Origin of the sequence: Kribbella sp. HUAS MG21 (assembly GCF_040254265.1) — a bacterium.
In the GTDB taxonomy this organism is placed as follows: Bacteria; Actinomycetota; Actinomycetes; order Propionibacteriales; family Kribbellaceae; genus Kribbella.
In genome coordinates, this window is sequence record NZ_CP158165.1 from 5,095,715 (window position 1) to 5,116,178 (window position 20,464).

Genomic DNA, 20,464 nt, shown 5'->3' on the forward strand with positions numbered 1-20,464 from the left:
TAACTACACGTCGTAGTAGATCCGCGCTAGCATCTACTACGACACGTCGTAGATGCCCTGGGGAGGGCTTTGTGGACACCCTGGATCTGGCCCGGTGGCAGTTCGCGATCACCACCGTGTACCACTTCTTCTTCGTACCGGTGACGATCTCGCTGGTCGCGATCACCGCGGGCCTGCAGACCGCGTGGTACCGGACGGGGAAGGAGAAGTACCTCCGGCTGACGAAGTTCTACGGGAAGCTGTTCCTGATCAACATCGCGATGGGCGTGGTCACCGGGCTCGTCCAGGAGTTCCAGTTCGGGATGAACTGGAGCGACTACTCGCGGTTCGTCGGGGACGTGTTCGGCGCGCCGCTGGCGCTCGAGGGCCTGCTGGCGTTCTTCCTGGAGTCGACGTTCATCGGCCTGTGGATGTTCGGCTGGGACCGGCTGCCGAAGCTGGTGCACCTGGGCTGCATCTGGATGGTGGTGCTCGGCACGCAGTTGTCGGCGTACTTCATCCTGGCCGCGAACTCGTGGATGCAGAACCCGGTCGGCTTCCGCTACAACGCCGAGCGGGGTCGCGCCGAGCTGACGGACCTGTGGGCGGTGCTGACCAACAAGGTCGTGCTGGTCACCTACCCGCACACGATCTTCGCCGCGTTCATGGTCGGCGGCGCGTTCGTGGCCGGGGTGGCGCTGTGGCACCTGATCCGGCGGCCGGATGTCGACAAGGGCGTGTTCCGGTCGGCGCTGAAGATCGGGGCCTCGATCGTCCTGGTCGCCAGTGCCGGTGTCGCGATCAGCGGTGACCTGCAGGGCAAGGTGATGACCGAGGTGCAGCCGATGAAGATGGCGGCGGCGGAGGCGCTGTACGAGACCGAGAAGCCGGCCTCGTTCTCGGTGCTCACCATCGGCACGCTCGACGGGTCGAAGGAGATCTTCTCGATCAAGGTGCCGTACCTGCTGTCGTTCCTGGCCACCGGGCACTTCGACGGCGAGGTGCAGGGCATCAACTCGCTGCAGGACGCGTACGAGAAGCTGTACGGCCCGGGGTCGTACAACCCGAACATCCCGCTGACCTACTGGACGTTCCGGCTGATGATCGGGGTCGGGATGGCATCCGCGGCGGTCGCGCTGTGGCTGCTGTGGACCACCCGCCGCGGCCGGGCGCCGGCGCGCTGGCTGGTCTATCTGGCCGCTCCGTTGCCGCTGCTGCCGATGGCCGCGAACACGTTCGGCTGGATCTTCACCGAGACCGGGCGGCAGCCGTGGCTGGTGTTCGGGTTGTTGCCGACGGCATCGGGTGTCTCGCCCGGGACGACCAGCGGTGAGGTGATCACCTCGCTGGTCGGGTTCACGGTGCTGTACGGCGTCCTCGCGGTGGTCGAGACCAAGCTGCTGCTGCGCACCATCCGGGGCGGCCTGGCCGGTACCGACGGACCGGCGGAGCCGCCGGACGACGCACCGGACAAGGCTGCCGAGAAGCCGCTGTCGTTCGCGTACTGAGGGGCTCGAGATGGAACTGACGACTGTGTGGTTCGTCGCGATCGCGACACTGTGGACCGGGTACTTCGTGCTCGAGGGCTTCGACTTCGGGGTCGGGATGCTGTACCGCGTGCTCGGCCGCGACGAGCCGGAGCGGCGGGCGGCGATCAGCACGATCGGGCCGGTCTGGGACGGCAACGAGGTCTGGCTGATCATGGCGGGCGCGGCGACGTTCGCGGCGTTCCCGGAGTGGTACGCGACGCTGTTCAGCGGGTTCTACCTGCCGCTGTTCGCGATTCTGGTCGGGCTGATCCTGCGCGGCGTCGCGCTGGAGTACCGCGGCAAGCGGGACGATCCGGTGTGGCGGTCGCGGATGGACGCGATGATCGTCGCCGGCTCGCTGCTGCCGGCGCTCCTCTGGGGTGTTGCCTTCGGCAACATCGTGCGCGGGGTTCCGCTGGACGCGGAGCACGAGTACGTCGGCAGCCTGGGTACCCTGCTCAACCCGTTCGCGCTGCTCGGCGGTCTCACGTTCGTCGCGGTCTTCGTGACGCACGGCGCGATCTTCCTCGCCCTGCGGACGACCGACGACCTGCGGCTGCGGGCCAACCGGCTCGCCACTCGCGCGGGTGCCGTCGCGGCGGTGCTCGCGATCGCGTTCCTGGTCTGGGCGCAGGCGTTGCGCGGCGACACGGTCTCGGTCGGTCTGGCGATCGCGGCGGTGGTCGCCTTCGGCGGCGGGCTGGTGGCGAACGTGATGCGGCGCGAGGGCTGGGCGTTCGCCGGGACGACGTTCGCGATCGGACTGTCCGTGGTGTCGTTGTTCGTCGCGCTCTTCCCGGACGTGATGCCGTCAACACTTGATCCTGCGTCAACATTGACAACAGTTGAGGCCGCGTCAACGCCGTACACGTTGAAGGTGATGACGATCATCACCGCGATCTTCTTCCCGATGGTGCTGCTCTACCAGGGCTGGACGTACTGGGTGTTCCGCAAGCGCGTGATGGTGACGGCGTGAAGCCGCTCGACCCGCGGTTGCTGAAGCGGGCCCGTGGCGCCCGGGTCTTCTTGGCGGTCTCGGTACTGATCGGCGTGGCCAGCGGCGTGCTGATCGTCGTCCAGGCAGTGCTGCTCGCACACGGCATCGCGGGCGTCGTACTGCGCGGCAGCGACATCGGTCCGGTGGCCTGGGGACTGGTGGCCGTGATTGCGGGTCGGGCGCTGCTGGTGTGGGGCCAGGAGGTGGTCGCGCAGCGTGCGGCGGCCGCAGTGAAGTCGACGCTGCGCCGGCAGGTGCTGGAGCACTCGTTGAAGCTCGGGCCTGTGTGGTTGAGCGGCGAACGCAGCAGTGCGCTGACGACCCTGCTGACAAAGGGCCTCGACGACCTGGACCCGTACTTCGCCCGCTACCTGCCACAGCTCGTACTGGCGTCCACCGTGCCGGCCGGAGTGATCGGCTGGATGGCAACCGGCGACCTGATCGCTGCGGGGACCGTACTGGTCACGCTGCCGCTGATCCCGATCTTCATGGCACTGATCGGCTGGGTGACCCAGGCGCGCAGCCGGCACCGCCAGCGCGCCTTGGCGGTGCTGGCGCATCACTTCGCCGATGTGGTCGGCGGGCTGGCCACGCTGAAGCTGTTCGGGCGGGCGAAGGCACAGGAGTCCGCCGTACGACGGGTGACGGACAGGCACCGGGCTGCGTCGATGGGGAGCCTGCGGGTGGCCTTCCTGTCGTCGTTCGCGCTGGAGCTGCTGGCGAGTCTCTCGGTCGCGCTGGTCGCGGTAGGCGTCGGTCTCCGATTGGTCGACGGGAAGCTGGGACTGGAGACGGCGTTGATGGTGCTGATCCTGGCGCCCGAGGCGTACCTGCCGCTCCGACAGGTCGGCATGCAGTTCCACGCGAGCGCGGACGGCGTCGCGGCGAGCGAAGAGGTGTTTCGGGTGCTGGAGACGCCGCTGCCGGCGCGGGGCGACCGCACCGACGTACCGGACCTGCGGGAGACCTCCCTGCACCTGTACGACGTGACGGTGACCTATCCCGGTCGGGAGGAACCGGCGTTGGACGGGTTCGACCTGGAGCTGCGGCCGGGGGAGGTGGTCGCGCTGACCGGGCCCAGTGGTGCCGGGAAGTCGACGGCGCTGGCTGTGCTGCTCGGATTCGTGGAGCCCGAGCGGGGCGTGGTCGTGGCCGGTGGCAGCGCGGCGGACGAGTTCGATCCGGTGGAGTGGCGGCGGCAGTTTGCCTGGGTGCCGCAGCGCCCCGGCCTGCGGATGGGGACCGTCGCCGACAACGTCCGGCTCGGTCGGCCGGAGGCGTCGGACGACGAGGTTCGTCTGGCGCTGCTGGCCGCGGGTGCCTCGGAGCTGCCGCTCGACAAGCTGGTGGGGGAGCAGGGGCAGCAACTGTCCGGCGGCCAGCAGCGCCGCGTCGCGCTCGCCCGTGCGCTCCTCACCGACGCCCCGGTCCTGCTGCTGGACGAACCGACAGCAGGCCTCGATGCCGACTCGGAAGCCGCGGTGATCACCGCCCTGCGCTCGAGCGGCAAGACCGTCCTGATGGTCGCGCACCGCCCGGCTCTTGTCGCCGCCGCCGACCGAACCGTCACCGTTGGAGCCCGAGAGTTGGTGAACGCATGACAGCGTTGAACGCCTCGCTGCCGCCCGGCAGGTCATGGGGCTGGCAACTCGCCCGCCCGCAGCGCGGTGTGCTGTGGCGGTTGCTGTTGGCGCTGGTGCTCGGTGTCGCGGCTGCCGGCTCGGCGGTGGCTCTACTGGCCACGTCGGCGTGGTTGATCACGGCCGCGTCAGCACAACCACCAGTGCTGCTCCTGATGGTGCCGATTGTCGCAGTACGCGCGTTCGGTGTCGGTCGCGGTGTCTTCCGGTACGTCGAGCGCCTGGTCGGCCACGATGCGGCGTACCGCGTGCTGGGGGAGACGCGTGGTCGCATCACCGGCCGGCTGGAGAAGCTCGCGCCCCTGACTTCGCAGCGGAAGGGCGACCTGCTCGCCCGGCTCGTGCTGGACGTCGATGCGGTCCTGGACCTCTGGCTGCGCGTCGTACTGCCCGTCGCAGTCGCTGCTGTCACGGCTACCGCCACAGTCGCCCTCCTGGCGTTGCTGCTCCCCGCGGCGGGTGCGGCGGCCGCGCTGGCGGTCCTCGTCGCGTGCACCGTCGTACCGTGGCTGACCGCCCGGACCGCCGCACGCGCCGAGCGCAACGTCGCCGGAGCCCGCGGCGAGGTGGCAGCCACCGCTACCGAGACCCTGCTCACCGCAGCGGACGTGGTGGCCTACAACGCGGTCGGCGCCGTGCTCGACGACTTCAGCCGCCGTGACGCACGCCTGGCCGCGGCCGAACGCCGTTCTGCCTGGAGCACCGGGCTGGGAAGCGCCCTGCTCGTCCTGTGCATCGGCGGTGCCAGCGTGGCCGCACTGGTCCTCGGCAGTACTGCGGACATCACCGGCGCGGTGTTCGCCGTACTGGTCCTCACCCCGCTCGCGCTGGCCGACGTACTCGGGGGAGTCCCGGCAGCCGCCCAGCTGGCGATCCGGGTCCGGGCGTCGCTCGCCAGAGTCCAGGAACTCATCGACACCCCGGAGCCGGTCACGGAGCCGCGCGAGCCGCTGCCGTTGCCGACCGGACGCGACCTGCAGGTGAAGCTCCTACGGGTCGGGTACGACGACACCGACGTACTGGACGGGCTCAGTCTCGACATGCCCGCCGGAAGTCGCGTTGTGATCACCGGACCGAGCGGATCGGGCAAGAGCACGCTGGCGTCGGTCCTGCTGCGGTTCCTGGAGCCGCGCGCTGGAGAGGTGCTGCTGGACGGTGTGGACCTGGCGAGGCTGGAGGGCGACCAGGTGCGGTCTGTCGTCGGCCTGCTGACACAGGAGAGCCACGTGTTCGACACGAGCATCCGCGAGAACCTGCTGCTCGCGAAACCGGGCGTGAGCGACCTGCAGCTGTGGCGGGCGCTCTACCGGGCCCGGCTCGGGTTGTTCGTCGAGAAGCTGCCCGAGGGCCTCGACACGATGGTCGGGGAGCACGGTGCGCGGCTGTCCGGCGGTGAGCGCCAGCGGCTCGCGTTCGCGCGGCTCCTGCTCGCCGACCGCGACGTACTCGTGCTGGACGAGCCCACCGAACACCTGGACGAGGAGACGGGCCGAGCGCTCCTCGCCGACCTGTTCGCCGCTGCCGGCGACCGCACCGTCGTACTCCTCACCCACCGCCCCGAACTCGTCCCTGATCACGTACCGCGACAACTGGTATCCCTGACGTGACAAATGCGTGCGGCGGGCCGGGTGTCTGTCAAGATGGGGAATCGTGTTGACCCCCAAGCTCGTCACCCTGCTCACCGACCAGGCCCTGATCACGATCGTCGTGGTGATCGCGGTCGTCCTCGTCGTCGGTACCACCGGTCTCGTCGTCGCCCGGCGGCGCCGCGCGGAGTTGCCCGCGGCCACCAAGCCGGCCGTCGAGGCCCCGGGGACCACCGATACCCCCGAGACCGCCGAGACCCGCGAGCCGACGGTCGGCGAGGACGCCGAGGAGCCGCGCGACACCCCGACCCGCACGCTCGAGGACACCGAGCTGCCGGAGCCGGCGGCGCCGACGGTCGAGAAGCCCGAGTCCGCGCAGGGCCGCCTGGTCCGGCTGCGCGCCCGGCTGGCCCGCTCGCAGGGCTCGCTCGGCAAGGGCCTGCTCGCGCTGCTGTCCCGGGACAAGCTGGACGAGGAGGCGTGGGAGGACATCGAGGCCACGCTGATCACCGCGGACGTCGGTGTCGCGCCGACGCAGGAGCTGGTCGAGAAGCTGCGCACCCGGATCCGGGTCGAGGGCGTCGGCGCCGAGCAGGCCCGGCAGATCCTCCGCGAGGAGCTGGTCGAGCTGGTCAACCCGGCGCTCGACCGGTCGCTGAACGTGAGCCGCAAGGAGACCCAGCCCGCCGTGGTGCTGGTGGTCGGCGTGAACGGCACCGGCAAGACCACCACGGTCGGCAAGCTGGCCCGCGTCCTGGTCGCCGAGGACAAGCACGTCGTCCTGGGCGCCGCGGACACGTTCCGCGCCGCCGCCGCGGACCAGCTGCAGACCTGGGGCGAGCGGGTCGGCGTCCGGACCGTGCGCGGCCCGGAGGGCGGCGACCCGGCGAGCATCGCGTTCGACTCGGTCAAGCAGGGCATCGAGGAGGAGGCGGACGTCGTCCTGGTCGACACCGCCGGCCGGCTGCACACGAAGACCGGTCTGATGGACGAGCTCGGCAAGGTGAAGCGGGTGATCGAGAAGTCCGCCGACGTCGACGAGGTGCTGCTGGTCATCGACGCCACCACCGGCCAGAACGGCCTCACCCAGGCCCGGGTGTTCTCCGAGGTCATCGACGTCACCGGCTTGGTGCTCACCAAGCTGGACGGGACGGCGAAGGGCGGCATCGTGATCGCGGTGCAGCGCGAGCTCGGCGTCCCGGTCAAGCTCGTCGGGCTGGGCGAAGGACCCGACGATCTGGCACCCTTCGACCCAGAGCAGTTCGTCGACGCGCTGCTCGACTGATGTCGAGAACGTCCCAGCAGCTCCGTCTCCCGGTAAAGAGCGCTACTAGGAGGAGATGACATGACCAAGTTCATGCTGCTGATGAACATGGACGGCGGGAACTGCGACACCCCGATGCTGGAGTGGGACGAGGCCGACATGAAGGCCCACATGCAGCACCTGTCGGACGGCATCGAGCGGCTGCGGCAGAGCGGTGAGCTGGTCGAGGTGACCGCGCTGACCTGGCCCAAGCACGCCAAGGTCGTCCGCGCCGGGCTGACCGCGCCGGTCCTGACCGACGGTCCGTACGCCGAGTCCAAGGAAGTCCTGGCCGGCTTCACGATGATCGACGTCGAGTCGGAGGAGCGGGCCCTGGAGATCGCGGCGGAGCAGTCCCGGGCGCCCGGGCCCGGCGGCGTCCCGCTCGAGCAGCCGATCGAGGTCCGCCGGGTGATGGAAACGGATGCCGAGCTCCACGACTTCTGACGCTGCCTCCGGCGCGGGTGCCGCGCTCGAGGACCTGCTGCGCGAGCTGACGCCACAGGTCCTCGGCGCGGTCGTGCGCTGGTCAGGAGACTTCGCCGCGGCCGAGGACGCCGTACAGGAGGCCCTGCTCGCGGCCGCGACCACGTGGCCCCGGGACGGCCGGCCGGACAACCCGAAGGCCTGGCTGATCCAGACGGCTTCACGGCGGCTGATCGACGAGGTACGCCAGCAGCAGGCCCGCCGGCGGCGCGAGGAGCGGGCTGCGCTCCGCGAAGTACCGGCCGGAGAGGTCGAGGAGTACGACGACACGCTCCGGCTGCTGTTCCTGTGCTGCCACCCCGCGCTGACACCGGCGTCCGCCATCGCGCTGACGTTGCGCGCGGTCGGGGGTCTCACCACGGCCGAGATCGCCACGGCGTACCTGGTGCCCGAGGCGACCATGGCGCAGCGGATCAGCCGGGCGAAGTCGAAGCTGAAGGGCGCCAGCTTCGAGCTGGACGCCGACCCGGACCGGCTGCGCAACGTGCTGCACGTGCTGTACCTGATGTTCAACGAGGGCTACACCAGCACCAGCGGGCCGGAGCTGCACCGCAGCGACCTGTCCAGCGAGGCGATCCGCCTGACCCGCGCTGTCCGGAGCCAGCTGCCCGACGACGGACAGGTCACCGGACTGCTCGCTCTGATGCTGCTGACCGACGCTCGTCGCGCAGCACGGACAGGTCCGAACGGCGAGCTCATCCCGCTCGCCGAGCAGGACAGGTCGTTGTGGGACCACGACCGCATCACCGAGGGCGTCGCACTGGCCGTGGAAGCGTTCGACACGCCCCCGCTGGGCGAGTACCAGCTGCAGGCGGCGATCGCGGCGCTGCACGACGAGGTGGACCGGGCCGAGGACACGGACTGGCCACAGATCGTCGGGCTGTACGGCCTCCTCGAGGAGCTGTCCGGCAACCCGATGGTGAAGCTCAACCGGGCCATCGCGACCGCCATGGTGGATGGCCCCGACGCCGGCCTGAAGCTGCTCGAGCCGCTGGACGAGGAGCTCGCCGGCCACTACCGCCTGGACGCCACTCGCGGCCACCTGCACGAGATGCGCGGCGACCACGCGGCCGCAGCCGAACACTTCCGGGCGGCCGCCCGCGGTACGACGAGCCTGCCGGAGCGGGACTACCTGCTGGGCAAGGCCGAGTCGCTCAGCTGATCAGACGTACTGCGCGAAGCCTGCCGCGACGTCGTCGTCGGTTGCCACCAGCAACCGCAGCAGGACGCGTGCCTTGTACGGGTCGAGGAACCCGCCGTCGATCAGGCCGCGTTGCAGCAGGTCGGTTTCCGAGCCGGGGGAGTGATACGTGTTGCGGACGACCGAGCCGGCGCCGGTACGCGACGTGAGGACCACCGGCATCCGGGTAGCCAGCTCACCAAGCACTGGAGCGAGTGCGGCCGGCACGTGTCCGACGCCGTACGCGGCGACCACCAGGCCCTGATGCGTGTCCGCCAGGCCCTGCAGGAGCAGGCCGTCGTCGTCCAGGGTGACGGTGTAGAGCGCGACCCGGATGGTGTCGAGCTCCGCGGGCTCTGCACTGCCCTGTACGCCGTCCAACCGGAACGGGCGCGTGAGGACGCGGACGCGGTCCTCGACCACGTGGCCGATCGGCCCGGCGTTCGGCGACTCGAACGTCGCCGTGCTCGTGCTGTGCGTCTTACGCACCCAGCGGGCCGCATGGATCTCCTCCTTGAACACCACCAGCGCGCCGAGGTCACGGGCCGCGGGGGAGGAGGCGACGCGCAGGGCGGCCAGCAGGTTCGCTGGGCCGTCGGGCCCGGCCAGGGTCGGGTTGCGCATCGCACCGGTGAACACCAGCGGCTGTGAGTGCGGCCAGACCAGGTCCGCGAGGAAGGCGCTCTCTTCGAGCGTGTCCGTGCCCTGGGTGACCACGGCGCCCGCCGCACCCGCCGCCACGGCCTTCGAGGCGGCGTCGACGACCTCGAGCACCTTGGCCGCGGTCAGGTTGGCGCTGGGGATCTTCTCGATGTCCTGGATCGCCACCTCGTGACCGAGCCCGTCGAGACCGGGCATGGCGGCGGTGAGGTCGTCCCCGGTGAGGCGCCGGCTCCCCGCCATCGAGATCGTCCCGCCCAGGGTGAACAACGCGACGCTCACTAGGAGTCTCCTGTCATCTGGTCCGCGCTCTGACGTGCATCCGCTCCCCCTGCGGGCCGTAAAGACATAGCACCTCGGCCGGGCCAGGACCCGGGTTCGCGAACCAGTGCGGGACCCGGCAGTCGAACTCGGCCACCTCGCCCTCCTTCACCACGAAGTCCTGGTCGCCGAGCCGCAGCCGGATGCGGCCCGAGAGCACGTAGAACCAGTCGTAGCCTTCGTGGGTCTTCTGCTCGAAGTCGTTGCCCGGATAGCCCTCTGGAAGGATCTGCTTGAACGCCTGCAGCCCGCCCGGCCGCCGGCTCAGCGGGATGTGCACGGTGCCGTGCCGCTTGATCGGCCGTGCGTAGATCCGCGGGTCGCCGGTCGGCGGCGCGTCCACGAGCTCGTCCAGCTGCACCTGGTGCGCCCGCGCGAGCGGCAGCAGCAGCTCCAGCGTCGGACGGCGCTGCCCGGACTCCAGCCGGGACAACGTGCTGACCGAGATCCCGGTCGCCTCGGACAGCTGCGCCAGCGTCGTCCCGCGCTCCGTCCGCAGCGCCCGCAACCGCGGCCCCACCGACTCCAGCACTTCGTCGAAGCTCTCTTCGTTTGCCATACCGGCAACAATACTTGTCGAAAATGAAAATCACCACGCACCCTCGGAGCAAGACCTGAGAACAGAGGAGTTCCCGAGATGACGATGTACGACGTGATCGTGATCGGCGGCGGTGCGGCCGGGCTGAGCGGGGCGCTGGCGCTGGTCCGGTCCCGCCGGTCGGTGCTGGTGATCGACGACGGTACGCCGCGCAACGCGCCGGCCGAGGGCGTGCACAACTTCCTGACCCGCGACGGCGTACCGCCGGCCGAGATCTACGCCGCCGGCCGCCAGGAGGTCGCCGGGTACGGCGGTGAGTTCGCCGACGGCACCGTGACCACGGCACAGCGCGACGACGACGGCTTCACGGTCGAGCTCTCCGACGGTACGGCGTACCGCGGCCGGCGGCTGCTGGTGACGACCGGGCTGACCGACGTGCTGCCCGACGTACGCGGCCTGGCCGACCGGTGGGGCAAGGACGTGGTCCACTGCCCGTACTGCCACGGCTGGGAGGTGCGTGACCAGCCAATCGGTGTGCTGGCGACCAGCTCGATGGCGATGCACCAGGTGCTGCTCTTCCGGCAGCTGAGTGACGACGTGACGCTGTTCCTGCACACTGCGCCGGAGCCGACCGAGGAGCAGTGGGAGCAGCTGGCCGCGCGCGGAATCTCCGTAGTGCAAGGCAAAGTCGAGGAGGTCGTGGTGGCCGACGACCGGGTCACCGGTGTCCGGCTGGACAGCGGCAAGGTGGTCCCGAGGCAGGCACTGGCGATCCAGACGACCGTGCGGTCCAGGGCGGGCTTCCTGGCGGACCTGGGGCTGGAGCCGACACTGGTGGAGAACAACGGCGTCGAGGTCGGTACTGCGCTGCAGGTCGACGGAATGGGCGCTACGCAGGTGCCTGGCGTTTTCGCCGCCGGAAACGTCAGCAACCCGATGGCCCAGGTCATGCCGTCCGCCGCGGCCGGACTGATGGCCGGTGCCGGTATCAACTTCGACCTGATCGCCGAAGAGACGCGGCTGGCGGTAGCAGCGCGCAGTAGTTGAGGAGTTGAATAGGGCCCCGGAGCGTGGGTGGGGCTGGAGGCTGCATGCGCGAGATGGTCGACCCGGATTTCGCCGCGTTCGTCGATGCGCGACAGAGCCGATGGCTGCGTACGGCGTACCTCGTGTACGGCGACCTGGAACGAGCGGAGGCAGCGCTCCTGCACGCCTTCACCCAGCTGTCGACGTGCTGGGACCGGGTGGACGACCCGGACGTCTTCGTGCAGCGCCTGCTCTACCAGCCGGTCCTGCGGCCCTGGAACCGCAGCAAGCCGTTCCAGGGTGAGGAGGACCAGGTGAAGCTGGCGCTGGCGCAGATGACGCCCGCACAGCGCACTGTGTTCGTGCTGCTGCATCTGGAGGAGCTGACCGAGTTCGAGGTGGCGGATCTGCTCGGGATGTCCCAGACCGCCGTACACACGCACGGTCTCGGTGCGTTCGGCCGCTTCCGTGAGGCGCTCGGCGCGGGCGACTGGCGGGACGCCCGATGAGGCGGGAGGAAGTGCGGCCGCTGCTCCTCCAGGCGGTCGACGACCTGGAGGACCCTGACCTGGCCGACACGGCGTGGGCCGCCGGTCTGGCGGTACGGCGACGTCGCCGCCGTGCCGTCCTGATCGGCGTCCTGGCCGTGATCGTGGTGCTGGTGGTGGCGTCGATCGTGGTCGGCGCCACCAACTAGGACCGCTCGGCAGTGTCCAGGGCGTCCGGCTCGAGGATCGCCTGCAACGTGAACTGGACCAGCCGGTCGGCGTCCTCGGGCGGCGGCATCGGCTGGCCGGTCAGGGCGCGGATCACGAACACCCCGGCCAGCCACTCCACCATCAGCACCGGGTCCGCGGTGCTCCGGACCGGTTCGCCGCGGGCCCGGGCGCGTTCCAGCGCCTGCCTGGTGAGCGCGATCCGGCGCTCCAGGACGTTGCGGTAGATCGCCGCGGACCGTTCGTCGCGGTTCGCCTCCGAGACCGCGAGCCGGATCATCGCCCGGCCCTGCGCGCTGTTCGCGAAGGTCAGCGCGAGCCGGTAGACCTGCCGCAGGTCGCCGGTCAGCGAACCGGTGTCCGCGTCCGGGATCTCCAGGTCGAACAGGTCGGCCATCGCGTCGTTGGCGAGCAGCTCCTTGCTGGCCCACCGCCGGTAGATCGTCGCCTTGCCGACCCCCGCGGCCTCGGCGACGTCGTCCACCGTCATTCCGTCGAATCCCCGCTCCAGCAACAGTTGCACGGCGTACCTGCGGATCCTGGGCTCCGCTTCCGGGTCCCGTGGTCTGCCGCGGCGCGGCCGCACCCCGTGGTTCGGCTCCATTTCGTCGTTCCCCAGCTCGGACGGGCGCAGTGGCGCGGCTGCGGTCCCGTGTGGTCCAGGCCAGAGTGCCACACTCCGGCGGTTCGTGAGCGATGTCACCTCGATGTCACCTGGGAGCCCGCTTTGTCACACGCCTGAAACAAACCGACCGATCGGCTGAAACGGCGCGCCGACACCGTGTCCGGAGTGGCCGAGCGGCGGGCTCCCCGGCGTTGTGGAGACCTCCCGGAATGAGGACGCCGGCCACCCCCGTTCGATGGAAGGGATGACGTTGATGGAGATCAACGCCGGCGATACCGCCTGGGTGCTGGCCAGTGCCGCCCTGGTGATGCTGATGACCCCGGGACTGGCTTTCTTCTACGGCGGCATGGTGCGCGTGAAGAGCGTGCTGAACATGATGATGATGAGTTTCGTCACCATCGCCGTCGTCACGATCCTGTGGGTGCTGGTCGGTTACTCGCTGACGTTCGGCGGTGACACCGGCCATGTGATCGGGAACTTCTCCGAGGTCGGGCTGTCCGGCCTGCTCGCGCCGGAGGCAGTGACCGGGACGACGCCCACGCTCGCCTTCGTCGCCTTCCAGCTGATGTTCGCGATCATCACGCCCGCGCTCATCTCCGGCGCGATCGCCGACCGGGCGACGTTCCGCGGCTGGATCGTGTTCGTGGTCGGCTGGACGCTGCTGGTGTACTTCCCGGTCGCGCACTCGGTCTGGTTCCTCGACGACGGCAACGGTGGCTGGATCGGCGACAAGCTGAAGGCGATCGACTTCGCCGGCGGTACGGCGGTGCACGTGAACGCCGGTGCCGCCGCGCTGGCCCTGGCGATCGTGCTCGGCAAGCGGATCGGCTGGAAGAAGGACCCGATGCGGCCGCACAGCCTGCCGCTGGTGCTGCTCGGCGCCGGCCTGCTGTGGTTCGGCTGGTTCGGCTTCAACGCCGGCTCCGCGCTGAGCGCCGGCACCACCGCCGCGGTCACCTTCGTGAACACCCAGGTCGCCACCGCCGCGGCGGTCATCGGCTGGCTGATCGTGGAGCGGATCACGCACGGCAAGGCCACCACGCTCGGCCTGGCGTCCGGTGCGGTCGCCGGTCTGGTCGCGATCACCCCGGCCTGTGGCGCGGTCACCCCGGTCGGCGCGATCATCCTCGGCCTGTTCGCCGGTGGCATCTGCGCCTTCGCGGTGTCGCTGAAGTACAAGCTCGGCTTCGACGACTCGCTCGACGTGGTCGGTGTCCACCTGGTCGGCGGTCTGTTCGGCTCGCTGGCGATCGGTCTGCTCGGCACGGCGGCGGCCCCGTCCGCGGTCGACGGCCTGTTCTACGGCGGCGGCGCGTCCCAGCTCGGCAAGCAGGCACTGGCCAACCTGGTGGTCGGCGTCTACTCCTTCGCCGTGGCGTTCGTGCTCGGCAAGGTGATCGACAAGACCATCGGCTTCCGCCTCAAGGAGGACGACGAGGTCACCGGTGTCGACCAGGTCGAGCACGCCGAGACGGCGTACGACTACCTGAGCGCCGCGGGTCTGCGCGGCGCGCTGTCCGCCCGGCCCGCCGCCGCGGCCGCCACGGCGGACAAGGAGAATGGCACCACCGAGGCGTCCGAGAAAGAAGAGGCGAACGCATGAAGCTGATCACCGCGGTGGTCAAGCCGCACAAGCTGGAGGACGTCCGGGCCGCGCTGGAGACGTTCGGCGTCACCGGCATGACCGTGACCGAGGCGAGCGGCTACGGCCGGCAGAAGGGTCACACCGAGGTCTACCGCGGCGCGGAGTACGAGGTGGACCTGGTGCCGAAGGTACGGCTCGAGGTCGTCGTCGAGGACGGTGACAGCGCCGACGTCGTGGACGTGATCGTGAAGGCCGCGCAGACCGGCAAGATCGGTGACGGCAAGGTGTGGGTGACGCCGGTCGAGACGATCGTCCGGGTCCGTACCGGAGAGCTGGACGGAGACGCGCTCTAGATGATCGATCGGGCAGAGCAGCGGCGCGGTCGTGCCGAAGAGGCCGACGCGCTGCTGCAACTGCTGCTCGCGAAGGCTTGCGACGCCCTCGGTGTGCCCACCGAGGGCGTCGCGCTGGTCGCGGTGGGCGGCTACGGGCGCGAGGAGCTGTCGCCGTACAGCGACCTCGACGTGATGCTCGTGCACGCCGAGGGGTACCCGCGGATCGACGAGCTCGCCGCCCAGATCTGGTACCCGCTGTGGGACTCCCGGACCAAGCTGGACCACAGCGTTCGCACGCTGGACGAGGCGCGGCAGGCCGCCGCTTCCGACGACCGGGTCGCGCTGGGCCTGTTGGACGCGCGCCATGTCGCGGGGGACTCGCACCTCACGCTGCAGCTGCGTTCGGTGCTGATGGCGGACTGGCGACGTACTGCGAAGTCCCGGCTGCCCGCGCTCGCACAGGCGTGCCGCGACCGGGCCTCGACGGTCGGAGAGCTCGCGCACCTCGCGGAGCCCGACCTGAAGGAGGCGTACGGCGGCCTGCGCGATGCCGTCGTACTGCGTGCCTTGGTGGCCTCCTGGTTGGTCGACGTACCGCATCCCGTGGTGGAGCGCGCGCGGCGCGACCTGCTCGAGATCCGAGACGCCCTGCACGAGGTGGCCGGGCGGGCGACGGACCGGCTCGTGGCCGACCTGGCGGGTGAGGTGGCGACCGGGCTCGGGTTGTCTGGCCGGGACGAGTTGTTGCGGCACGTGTACGCGACCGGACGCACGCTCGCGCACGTGTGCGACGTGTCCTGGCGGCGCGTCGAGAGCCTGATGACCAAGCCGCCGCGGTCCCGGCGGCGACAGCGGACCGGCGGGCCGTTGCTGCTCGCGTTGGACGAGGGAGTGGGCCAGCACGAAGGTGAGGTCGTGCTGATGCCGGATGCGCGGCCAGAACGTGATCCGGTGCTCGGACTCCGCGCTGCGGCCGTGGCTGCGGATCGCGAGCTGGTGCTGTCGCCTGCTGTGTGCGCGCGCCTGGCGACGTCGGCCGCGGACCTGCCCGAGCCGTGGCCGCGGGAGGCCCAGCGGTTGCTGTGCGCGCTGCTCGGCGCCGGCCGCGGGCTGCTCGAGGTCTGGGAGGCGCTGGACCAGGCCGGGTACATCTCGCGCATCCTGCCGGAGTGGGACGCCGTACGGTTCCGGCCGCCGCAGTCGGCGATCCACCGGTTCACCGTCGACCGGCACCTGCTGGAGACCTGCGTCGAGGCGTCGTCGATGGTGCGCGACGTACGGCGACCTGACCTGTTGCTGGTCGCCGCACTGCTGCACGACCTCGGCAAGGCGCTCGACGGTGACCACAGCGTCACCGGAGCCGGCATCGCGGCCCGGGTCGCGCGGCGGTTCGGCTTCAACGAGGCGGACGCCGACACCATCACGCTGCTGGTCCGCCAGCACCTGATGCTCGCGCAGGTCGCCACCCGCCGCGACCTGGAGGACCCGATGACCGTCGACATGGTCGTCGGGATCGTCCGTAGTACCGAGACGCTGGACCTGCTGGAGGCGCTCACGTACGCCGATGCACGCGCAGCAGGCCCTGCTGCGTCGTCGCCGTGGCGGATGCGGCTGGTGGGGGAGCTGTGCCGGCGAGTGCGTTCGGAGCTCGCAGGTGGCGGCGAAGGCATGTGGACCGAGGCGCCGCCAGTACCTGTGCCAGAGCTGCACCAGGTAGTGGGCGTAGGGCGGCTCGGAATCACCGTGACCGACCACCACGGCGACCTGCGGGTGAGCGTCGCCGTACCCGACCAGGTGGGCACGCTGTCGACCGTCGCCGCAGTGCTGGCGGTAGAGCGGCTGGCTGTGCGGTCTGCGGTCATCACGTCCGTTGACGGCTTGGGCATCTCGCAGTGGACCGTTGCCGGTTCGCCTCCCGATCCGGTGCGGCTGCGCGACCGGCTCGCAGTGGCGCTCCGGGACGCGAGCGACGTCGTACGGCGGTTGGCTGCCCGAGACTCGTCGACCACGCCGCGGGTGGCGAGCCGGGTCGACCTCCTGCCGGGGGCCTCGGAGACGGCGACCGTGTTGCAGGTACGGGCGCATGACCGTCCAGGGCTGCTGTACGACGTGACAGCGGCGATCGCTGCCACCGGCGCTGACATCCGCTCCGCGCATGTCAGCACGCTCGGTGCGGAGTGCGTGGACGTGTTCTACCTGACGGATCGCCACGGTGCTCCGCTGGAGGCGGAGGACGCGCGGACGACGGCCAAGTCGGTGCTGGATCGCCTGAGCTTCTAGTCTCCGTACGTGGATGTTGTGGAGGCTCTGCAGCGACAAGCGACCGCCTGCGAGGACCTGGGGTCCCCGATGTACGCCGAGTTGCTGCGGCTGATCGTCGACGACTACGAGGTCGGTGGCGTGTCGGTCCAGGTGCTGGCCGGGTACGAGGACCGGTCGTTCGGTGAGGCGGTCGCGCTGCGGCTACTGGCGGCCGTGCACGGACTGGTGCTGTCGGGAGCGGTGCCGGAGCTGGCGGCGTTCTATCCGAGTACGGGCGGGACGTGGGACCCGGTGCTCGGCTGGGAGGCGTTCGAGCAGGTCCTGCAGTCGCGGCTGGGGGAGGTGCGGTCGCTACTGACGCAGCCGCCGCAGACGAACGAGGTGGGCCGGTCGACGTCGCTGTACGGCGGCCTGCTGCACCTGGTGCAGGCGGTACCGCTGCCGGTGCGGCTGTTCGAGATCGGCGCATCGGGCGGGCTGAACTTGCGCGCGGACCGCTTCCGGTACGTCGCCGACGGAACGTCGTACGGCCCGGCTGACAGTCCGGTGGTGTTCGACCCGGCGTGGTCCGGTCAGGTGCCGGCGGTGGAGCTGCGGATCGCCGAGCGCGTCGGGTGCGACATCGCGCCGGTGAACCCGCTGTCGACGGAGGGCGCGCTGACGTTGACGTCGTACGTCTGGCCGGACATGCCCGAGCGGCTGGCGCGGCTGCGTGGTGCGCTGGAGGTCGCGCGACAGGTGCCGGCCGACGTACGGCGGGAGGACGCGGTCTCGTTCCTCAACGGCCTGGAGCTGTCGCAGGGGCACGTGACGGTCGTGTGGCACTCGATCATGTGGCAGTACCTGCGGCGGGCGGACCGCACCGCCGTGGAGGCGCGGCTGGCGGAGCTGGGCGCCCAGGCGACCGAATCCACCCCACTGGCGCACTTGCGTCTCGAACCGCACCACGTCATCTCCCACGAGCGCGGCGCCGAGGGCTGGGAGTACCGCGTTGACCTCCAGACCTGGCCGGGCGGCGAGCACCGGGTCCTCGGGCACGCCGCACCTCACGGCCAGGAACTGGTCTGGGGCTCCGACTGAACTCGGCTACGCGGTCTGGAGGGCGGCGACGAGGGTGTCGGTGAGTTCGGCGGCGTACTGCCCGTCCGGATCGAGGTCGGGGTCGAAGATGCCGATGTCGAAACCGACGCACTTCGGCGACGCGAGCAGGGGCCGCAGCACTGCGCGCAACTGGTCGTGGTCGATCCCGCCCGGGTCCGGACTGTCGACGGCCGGCATGATCGCGGCGTCCAGGATGTCCACGTCGAGATGCACCCAGAACCCGTCCAGCTCGTCCCGCTCGAGGTGTTCCAGCGTCTTCCGGGCCGCCGCATCCGGATCTTTCGCGATCGCCGCCGCCGGCCACACCGGGATCCCGGCCCGCTCGACGTCCGCGACGTACTCGTCGTCCGCCCGGATCCCGAGCAGCACGGCGTCCGTGTCGCGGGTGTAGGGCCCGAGCCCTTCCAGATCGGTCAGATCGTCCTGCCCACGCCCGGTCACCAGCGCCAGCGCCTCGCCGCCGGCCGCCCCGACGTACGGCGAATTGCCGACGGTCCGGAAGTCCGAATGCCCGTCCAGATACGCGACGCCGTACCGCCCGAGCCGCTTCAATCCCAATGCCGGACCGAGGAGGTTGCTGCACTCCCCGCCCAGCAACACCACGAACTTCCCCTCCGCGACGAACCGCGCCACCCGATCCGCCACCCGCTGCGTGTACACGGCCATCCCCGCCGCGTTGAACACCCCGTCACCCGGCTTCCAGTCGTGCATGTCGTACCGCGGCGGCGTCACACACCCGCCGTCCACCGCCCCGATCCGCCCGACCAGCCCCCGGTCCCGCAATGCCCCCGCCAACTTGTAGCACCCCGGCACCACCCCCGGCACCGGCATCCGCAACCCCAGGTTGGAAGGCCCGTCCAGCACAACCCGCATCCCGCACCCCTAACCGAGAAATAGTTGATAACCGGTTAGATCCTGGAGGCCCGCCGACCCCCTGTCAACGGGAGTGATCCACGGGTTGGGCGGCCGGTAGACTCGGGGAGTTCATCGCTTCGAGGAAACGGACTGTTTCTCGTGTTCGACACGCTCTCCGATCGGCTCTCCACCGCGTTCAAGAACCTGCGGGGCAAGGGCAAGCTGACCGACGCCGACATCGACGCGACCGCCCGGGAGATCCGGATCGCGTTGCTGGAGGCCGATGTCGCGCTGCCCGTGGTGCGGGAGTTCATCGCGGCGGTCAAGGAACGGGCCACCGGCGCGGAGGTCCGCGGCGGGCTGAACCCGGCGCAGCAGGTCATCAAGATCGTCAACGAGGAACTGATCAACATCCTCGGCGGCGAGACCCGCGAGCTGCGGATGGCGAAGCGGCCGCCGACGGTGATCATGCTCGCCGGTCTGCAGGGCGCCGGTAAGACCACCCTGGCCGGCAAGCTCGCCAAATGGCTGCGCGAAACCCGGCACCAGACCCCGATGCTGGTCGCCGCCGACCTGCAGCGGCCGAACGCCGTCACCCAGCTCCAGGTGGTCGGCGACCGGGCCGGCGTCCCGGTGTTCGCCCCCGAGCCCGGCAACGGCGTCGGCGACCCGGTCGAGGTCGCCCGCAAGGCGATGGACGAGGCGCGCTCCAAGCAGCACAGCGTGGTGATCGTCGACACCGCCGGCCGGCTGGGTGTCGACGAGGAGCTGATGAAGCAGGCCGCGGACATCCGTGACGCGGTGAACCCGGACGAGATCCTGTTCGTCGTCGACGCGATGATCGGTCAGGACGCCGTCACCACCGCGCAGGCCTTCCTGGACGGCGTCGGCTTCGACGGCGTCGTACTGTCGAAGCTCGACGGCGACGCCCGCGGTGGTGCCGCGCTGTCGATCGCGCAGGTCACCGGCCGCCAGGTGATGTTCGCCAGCAACGGCGAGAAGCTCGAGGACTTCGACGTCTTCCACCCGGACCGGATGGCGTCCCGGATCCTCGGCATGGGCGACGTGCTCAGCCTGATCGAGAAGGCCGAGCAGACCTTCGACGCCGAGGAGGCCGCGAAGACCGCGGCCAAGCTGTCCAAGAAGGGCGGCAAGGAGTTCACCCTCGACGACTTCCTCGCCCAGATGCAGTCGGTGCGCAAGATGGGCCCGCTGACCAAGATCTTCGGCATGCTGCCGGGCGCGAGCCAGTTCAAGGACCAGCTGGAGAACTTCGACGAGCGCGAGATCGACCGGATCGAGGCCGTCATCCACTCGATGACCCCGGCCGAGCGCGCCGATCCGAAGATCATCGACGGCTCCCGCCGGGCCCGGATCGCGAAGGGTTCCGGGACCGAGGTGGCCACCGTCAGCGGCCTGGTCGAGCGGTTCTTCGAGGCCCGCAAGATGATGTCCGCGATGGCCTCCGGGAAGGGCCTGCCGGGGATGCCCGGGATGCCGGGCATGCCGGGGATGGGCGCCGGCGGCGGCCGCAAGGCCAAGCAGCAGAAGAAGGGCAAGAAGCGCGGCTCCGGCAACCCGGCCAAGCGGGCGAACCAGGGCAACCAGCAGCCGCAGGCGCCGCAGCCGGGCCAGCTGCCGGCCGCGTTCGGCGGGCAGAACGGCGGCGACTTCGAGCTGCCGGACGACTTCAAGAAGATGCTCGGCGGCAACTGACCCGCTTCCCGAAAGGGCACCCCG

General features: G+C 70.3%; 19 protein-coding genes. 15 read left to right on the forward strand and 4 right to left on the reverse strand.

Annotated elements, in window-relative coordinates:
• Positions 1-71: 71 nt before the first annotated feature.
• Genes ABN611_RS24940 through ABN611_RS24970 form a run of 7 tightly spaced genes read left to right on the forward strand, consistent with a single transcriptional unit; the run spans position 72 to position 8,682 of the window.
• Entirely contained in the window at positions 72-1,487 is a 1,416-nt protein-coding gene (locus tag ABN611_RS24940) for a cytochrome ubiquinol oxidase subunit I (protein ID WP_350274647.1), read from the forward strand.
• Positions 1,488-1,497: 10 nt separating this feature from the next.
• Complete coding sequence (gene cydB, locus ABN611_RS24945; RefSeq protein WP_350274648.1) at positions 1,498-2,484, forward strand: cytochrome d ubiquinol oxidase subunit II; 987 nt, start codon at positions 1,498-1,500, stop codon at positions 2,482-2,484.
• A complete protein-coding gene (gene cydD / locus ABN611_RS24950) occupies positions 2,481-4,106 on the forward strand; it encodes a thiol reductant ABC exporter subunit CydD (RefSeq protein ID WP_350274649.1) in 1,626 nt (541 codons plus the stop codon). Before cydB ends, cydD begins: the two co-directional genes overlap by 4 nt.
• Entirely contained in the window at positions 4,103-5,752 is a 1,650-nt protein-coding gene (gene cydC / locus ABN611_RS24955) for a thiol reductant ABC exporter subunit CydC (RefSeq protein ID WP_350274650.1), read from the forward strand. Before cydD ends, cydC begins: the two co-directional genes overlap by 4 nt.
• 43 nt (positions 5,753-5,795) lie before the next feature.
• Positions 5,796-7,016 (forward strand): signal recognition particle-docking protein FtsY, encoded by a 1,221-nt coding sequence (gene ftsY / locus ABN611_RS24960; protein WP_350274651.1) that lies wholly within the window; start codon positions 5,796-5,798, stop codon positions 7,014-7,016.
• Between the two features lie 60 nt (positions 7,017-7,076).
• Positions 7,077-7,481, forward strand: coding sequence for a YciI family protein (locus ABN611_RS24965; RefSeq protein WP_350274652.1), 405 nt, complete (start codon positions 7,077-7,079; stop codon positions 7,479-7,481).
• Positions 7,459-8,682, forward strand: a complete 1,224-nt coding sequence (locus tag ABN611_RS24970; RefSeq protein ID WP_350274653.1) for a sigma-70 family RNA polymerase sigma factor — start codon at positions 7,459-7,461, stop codon at positions 8,680-8,682. The genes ABN611_RS24965 and ABN611_RS24970 overlap by 23 nt, the downstream gene beginning before the upstream one ends.
• Here ABN611_RS24970 and ABN611_RS24975 read toward each other — a convergent pair whose 3' ends face one another.
• Positions 8,683-9,642, reverse strand: a complete 960-nt coding sequence (locus ABN611_RS24975; protein ID WP_350274654.1) for an asparaginase — start codon at positions 9,640-9,642, stop codon at positions 8,683-8,685. It lies immediately after the preceding gene.
• 13 nt (positions 9,643-9,655) lie between these two features.
• Positions 9,656-10,240, reverse strand: a complete 585-nt coding sequence (locus ABN611_RS24980; protein WP_350274655.1) for a helix-turn-helix transcriptional regulator — start codon at positions 10,238-10,240, stop codon at positions 9,656-9,658.
• A gap of 78 nt (positions 10,241-10,318) precedes the next feature.
• On the opposite strand from ABN611_RS24980, the gene ABN611_RS24985 reads away from it, so the two are divergent.
• Genes ABN611_RS24985 through ABN611_RS24995 form a run of 3 tightly spaced genes read left to right on the forward strand, consistent with a single transcriptional unit; the run spans position 10,319 to position 11,942 of the window.
• Entirely contained in the window at positions 10,319-11,266 is a 948-nt protein-coding gene (locus ABN611_RS24985) for an NAD(P)/FAD-dependent oxidoreductase (RefSeq protein WP_350274656.1), read from the forward strand.
• Between the two features lie 44 nt (positions 11,267-11,310).
• Entirely contained in the window at positions 11,311-11,754 is a 444-nt protein-coding gene (locus ABN611_RS24990) for a sigma factor-like helix-turn-helix DNA-binding protein (RefSeq protein WP_350274657.1), read from the forward strand.
• Entirely contained in the window at positions 11,751-11,942 is a 192-nt protein-coding gene (locus ABN611_RS24995; protein ID WP_350274658.1) for a hypothetical protein, read from the forward strand. The genes ABN611_RS24990 and ABN611_RS24995 overlap by 4 nt, the downstream gene beginning before the upstream one ends.
• Here the strand turns inward: ABN611_RS24995 and ABN611_RS25000 are convergent.
• On the reverse strand, positions 11,939-12,484 hold the full coding sequence (locus ABN611_RS25000) for a TetR/AcrR family transcriptional regulator (RefSeq protein WP_350274659.1): 546 nt from the start codon (positions 12,482-12,484) through the stop codon (positions 11,939-11,941). The genes ABN611_RS24995 and ABN611_RS25000 overlap by 4 nt on opposite strands.
• A gap of 346 nt (positions 12,485-12,830) precedes the next feature.
• Here ABN611_RS25000 and ABN611_RS25005 point away from each other — a divergent pair, with 346 nt between their 5' ends.
• The 4 genes from ABN611_RS25005 to ABN611_RS25020 are packed head-to-tail and all read left to right on the forward strand — an operon-like array spanning position 12,831 to position 17,848.
• On the forward strand, positions 12,831-14,189 hold the full coding sequence (locus ABN611_RS25005) for an ammonium transporter (protein ID WP_350274660.1): 1,359 nt from the start codon (positions 12,831-12,833) through the stop codon (positions 14,187-14,189).
• Positions 14,186-14,524: a P-II family nitrogen regulator gene (locus tag ABN611_RS25010; RefSeq protein ID WP_131346991.1), complete on the forward strand. Its 339-nt coding sequence runs from the start codon at positions 14,186-14,188 to the stop codon at positions 14,522-14,524. Before ABN611_RS25005 ends, ABN611_RS25010 begins: the two co-directional genes overlap by 4 nt.
• On the forward strand, positions 14,525-16,786 hold the full coding sequence (locus tag ABN611_RS25015; RefSeq protein WP_350274661.1) for a [protein-PII] uridylyltransferase: 2,262 nt from the start codon (positions 14,525-14,527) through the stop codon (positions 16,784-16,786). It abuts the gene before it with no gap.
• Between the two features lie 9 nt (positions 16,787-16,795).
• Positions 16,796-17,848 carry a DUF2332 domain-containing protein gene (locus ABN611_RS25020; protein WP_350274662.1) on the forward strand — a complete coding sequence of 351 codons (1,053 nt, stop codon included), beginning with the start codon at positions 16,796-16,798 and terminating at the stop codon, positions 17,846-17,848.
• A 6-nt stretch (positions 17,849-17,854) separates the two neighbouring features.
• On the opposite strand, the gene ABN611_RS25025 is transcribed toward ABN611_RS25020, so the two are convergent.
• Positions 17,855-18,742 (reverse strand): arginase family protein, encoded by an 888-nt coding sequence (locus tag ABN611_RS25025; protein WP_350274663.1) that lies wholly within the window; start codon positions 18,740-18,742, stop codon positions 17,855-17,857.
• A 141-nt stretch (positions 18,743-18,883) separates the two neighbouring features.
• On the opposite strand from ABN611_RS25025, the gene ffh reads away from it, so the two are divergent.
• Entirely contained in the window at positions 18,884-20,440 is a 1,557-nt protein-coding gene (gene ffh / locus ABN611_RS25030) for a signal recognition particle protein (RefSeq protein ID WP_350274664.1), read from the forward strand.
• Positions 20,441-20,464: the final 24 nt, after the last annotated feature.

Coding starts and splice junctions, on each gene's coding strand:
- ABN611_RS24970 (WP_350274653.1), top strand. CDS start 7,459: ATGCCGAGCTCCACGACTTCTGACGCTGCCTCCGGCGCGGGTGCCGCG.
- ABN611_RS25015 (WP_350274661.1), top strand. CDS start 14,525: ATGATCGATCGGGCAGAGCAGCGGCGCGGTCGTGCCGAAGAGGCCGAC.
- ABN611_RS24980 (WP_350274655.1), bottom strand. CDS start 10,240: ATGGCAAACGAAGAGAGCTTCGACGAAGTGCTGGAGTCGGTGGGGCCG.
- ABN611_RS25005 (WP_350274660.1), top strand. CDS start 12,831: ATGACGTTGATGGAGATCAACGCCGGCGATACCGCCTGGGTGCTGGCC.
- ABN611_RS25010 (WP_131346991.1), top strand. CDS start 14,186: ATGAAGCTGATCACCGCGGTGGTCAAGCCGCACAAGCTGGAGGACGTC.
- cydB (WP_350274648.1), top strand. CDS start 1,498: ATGGAACTGACGACTGTGTGGTTCGTCGCGATCGCGACACTGTGGACC.
- ABN611_RS24990 (WP_350274657.1), top strand. CDS start 11,311: ATGCGCGAGATGGTCGACCCGGATTTCGCCGCGTTCGTCGATGCGCGA.
- ABN611_RS24995 (WP_350274658.1), top strand. CDS start 11,751: ATGAGGCGGGAGGAAGTGCGGCCGCTGCTCCTCCAGGCGGTCGACGAC.
- cydC (WP_350274650.1), top strand. CDS start 4,103: ATGACAGCGTTGAACGCCTCGCTGCCGCCCGGCAGGTCATGGGGCTGG.
- ABN611_RS25025 (WP_350274663.1), bottom strand. CDS start 18,742: ATGCGGGTTGTGCTGGACGGGCCTTCCAACCTGGGGTTGCGGATGCCG.
- ABN611_RS24985 (WP_350274656.1), top strand. CDS start 10,319: ATGACGATGTACGACGTGATCGTGATCGGCGGCGGTGCGGCCGGGCTG.
- ABN611_RS24965 (WP_350274652.1), top strand. CDS start 7,077: ATGACCAAGTTCATGCTGCTGATGAACATGGACGGCGGGAACTGCGAC.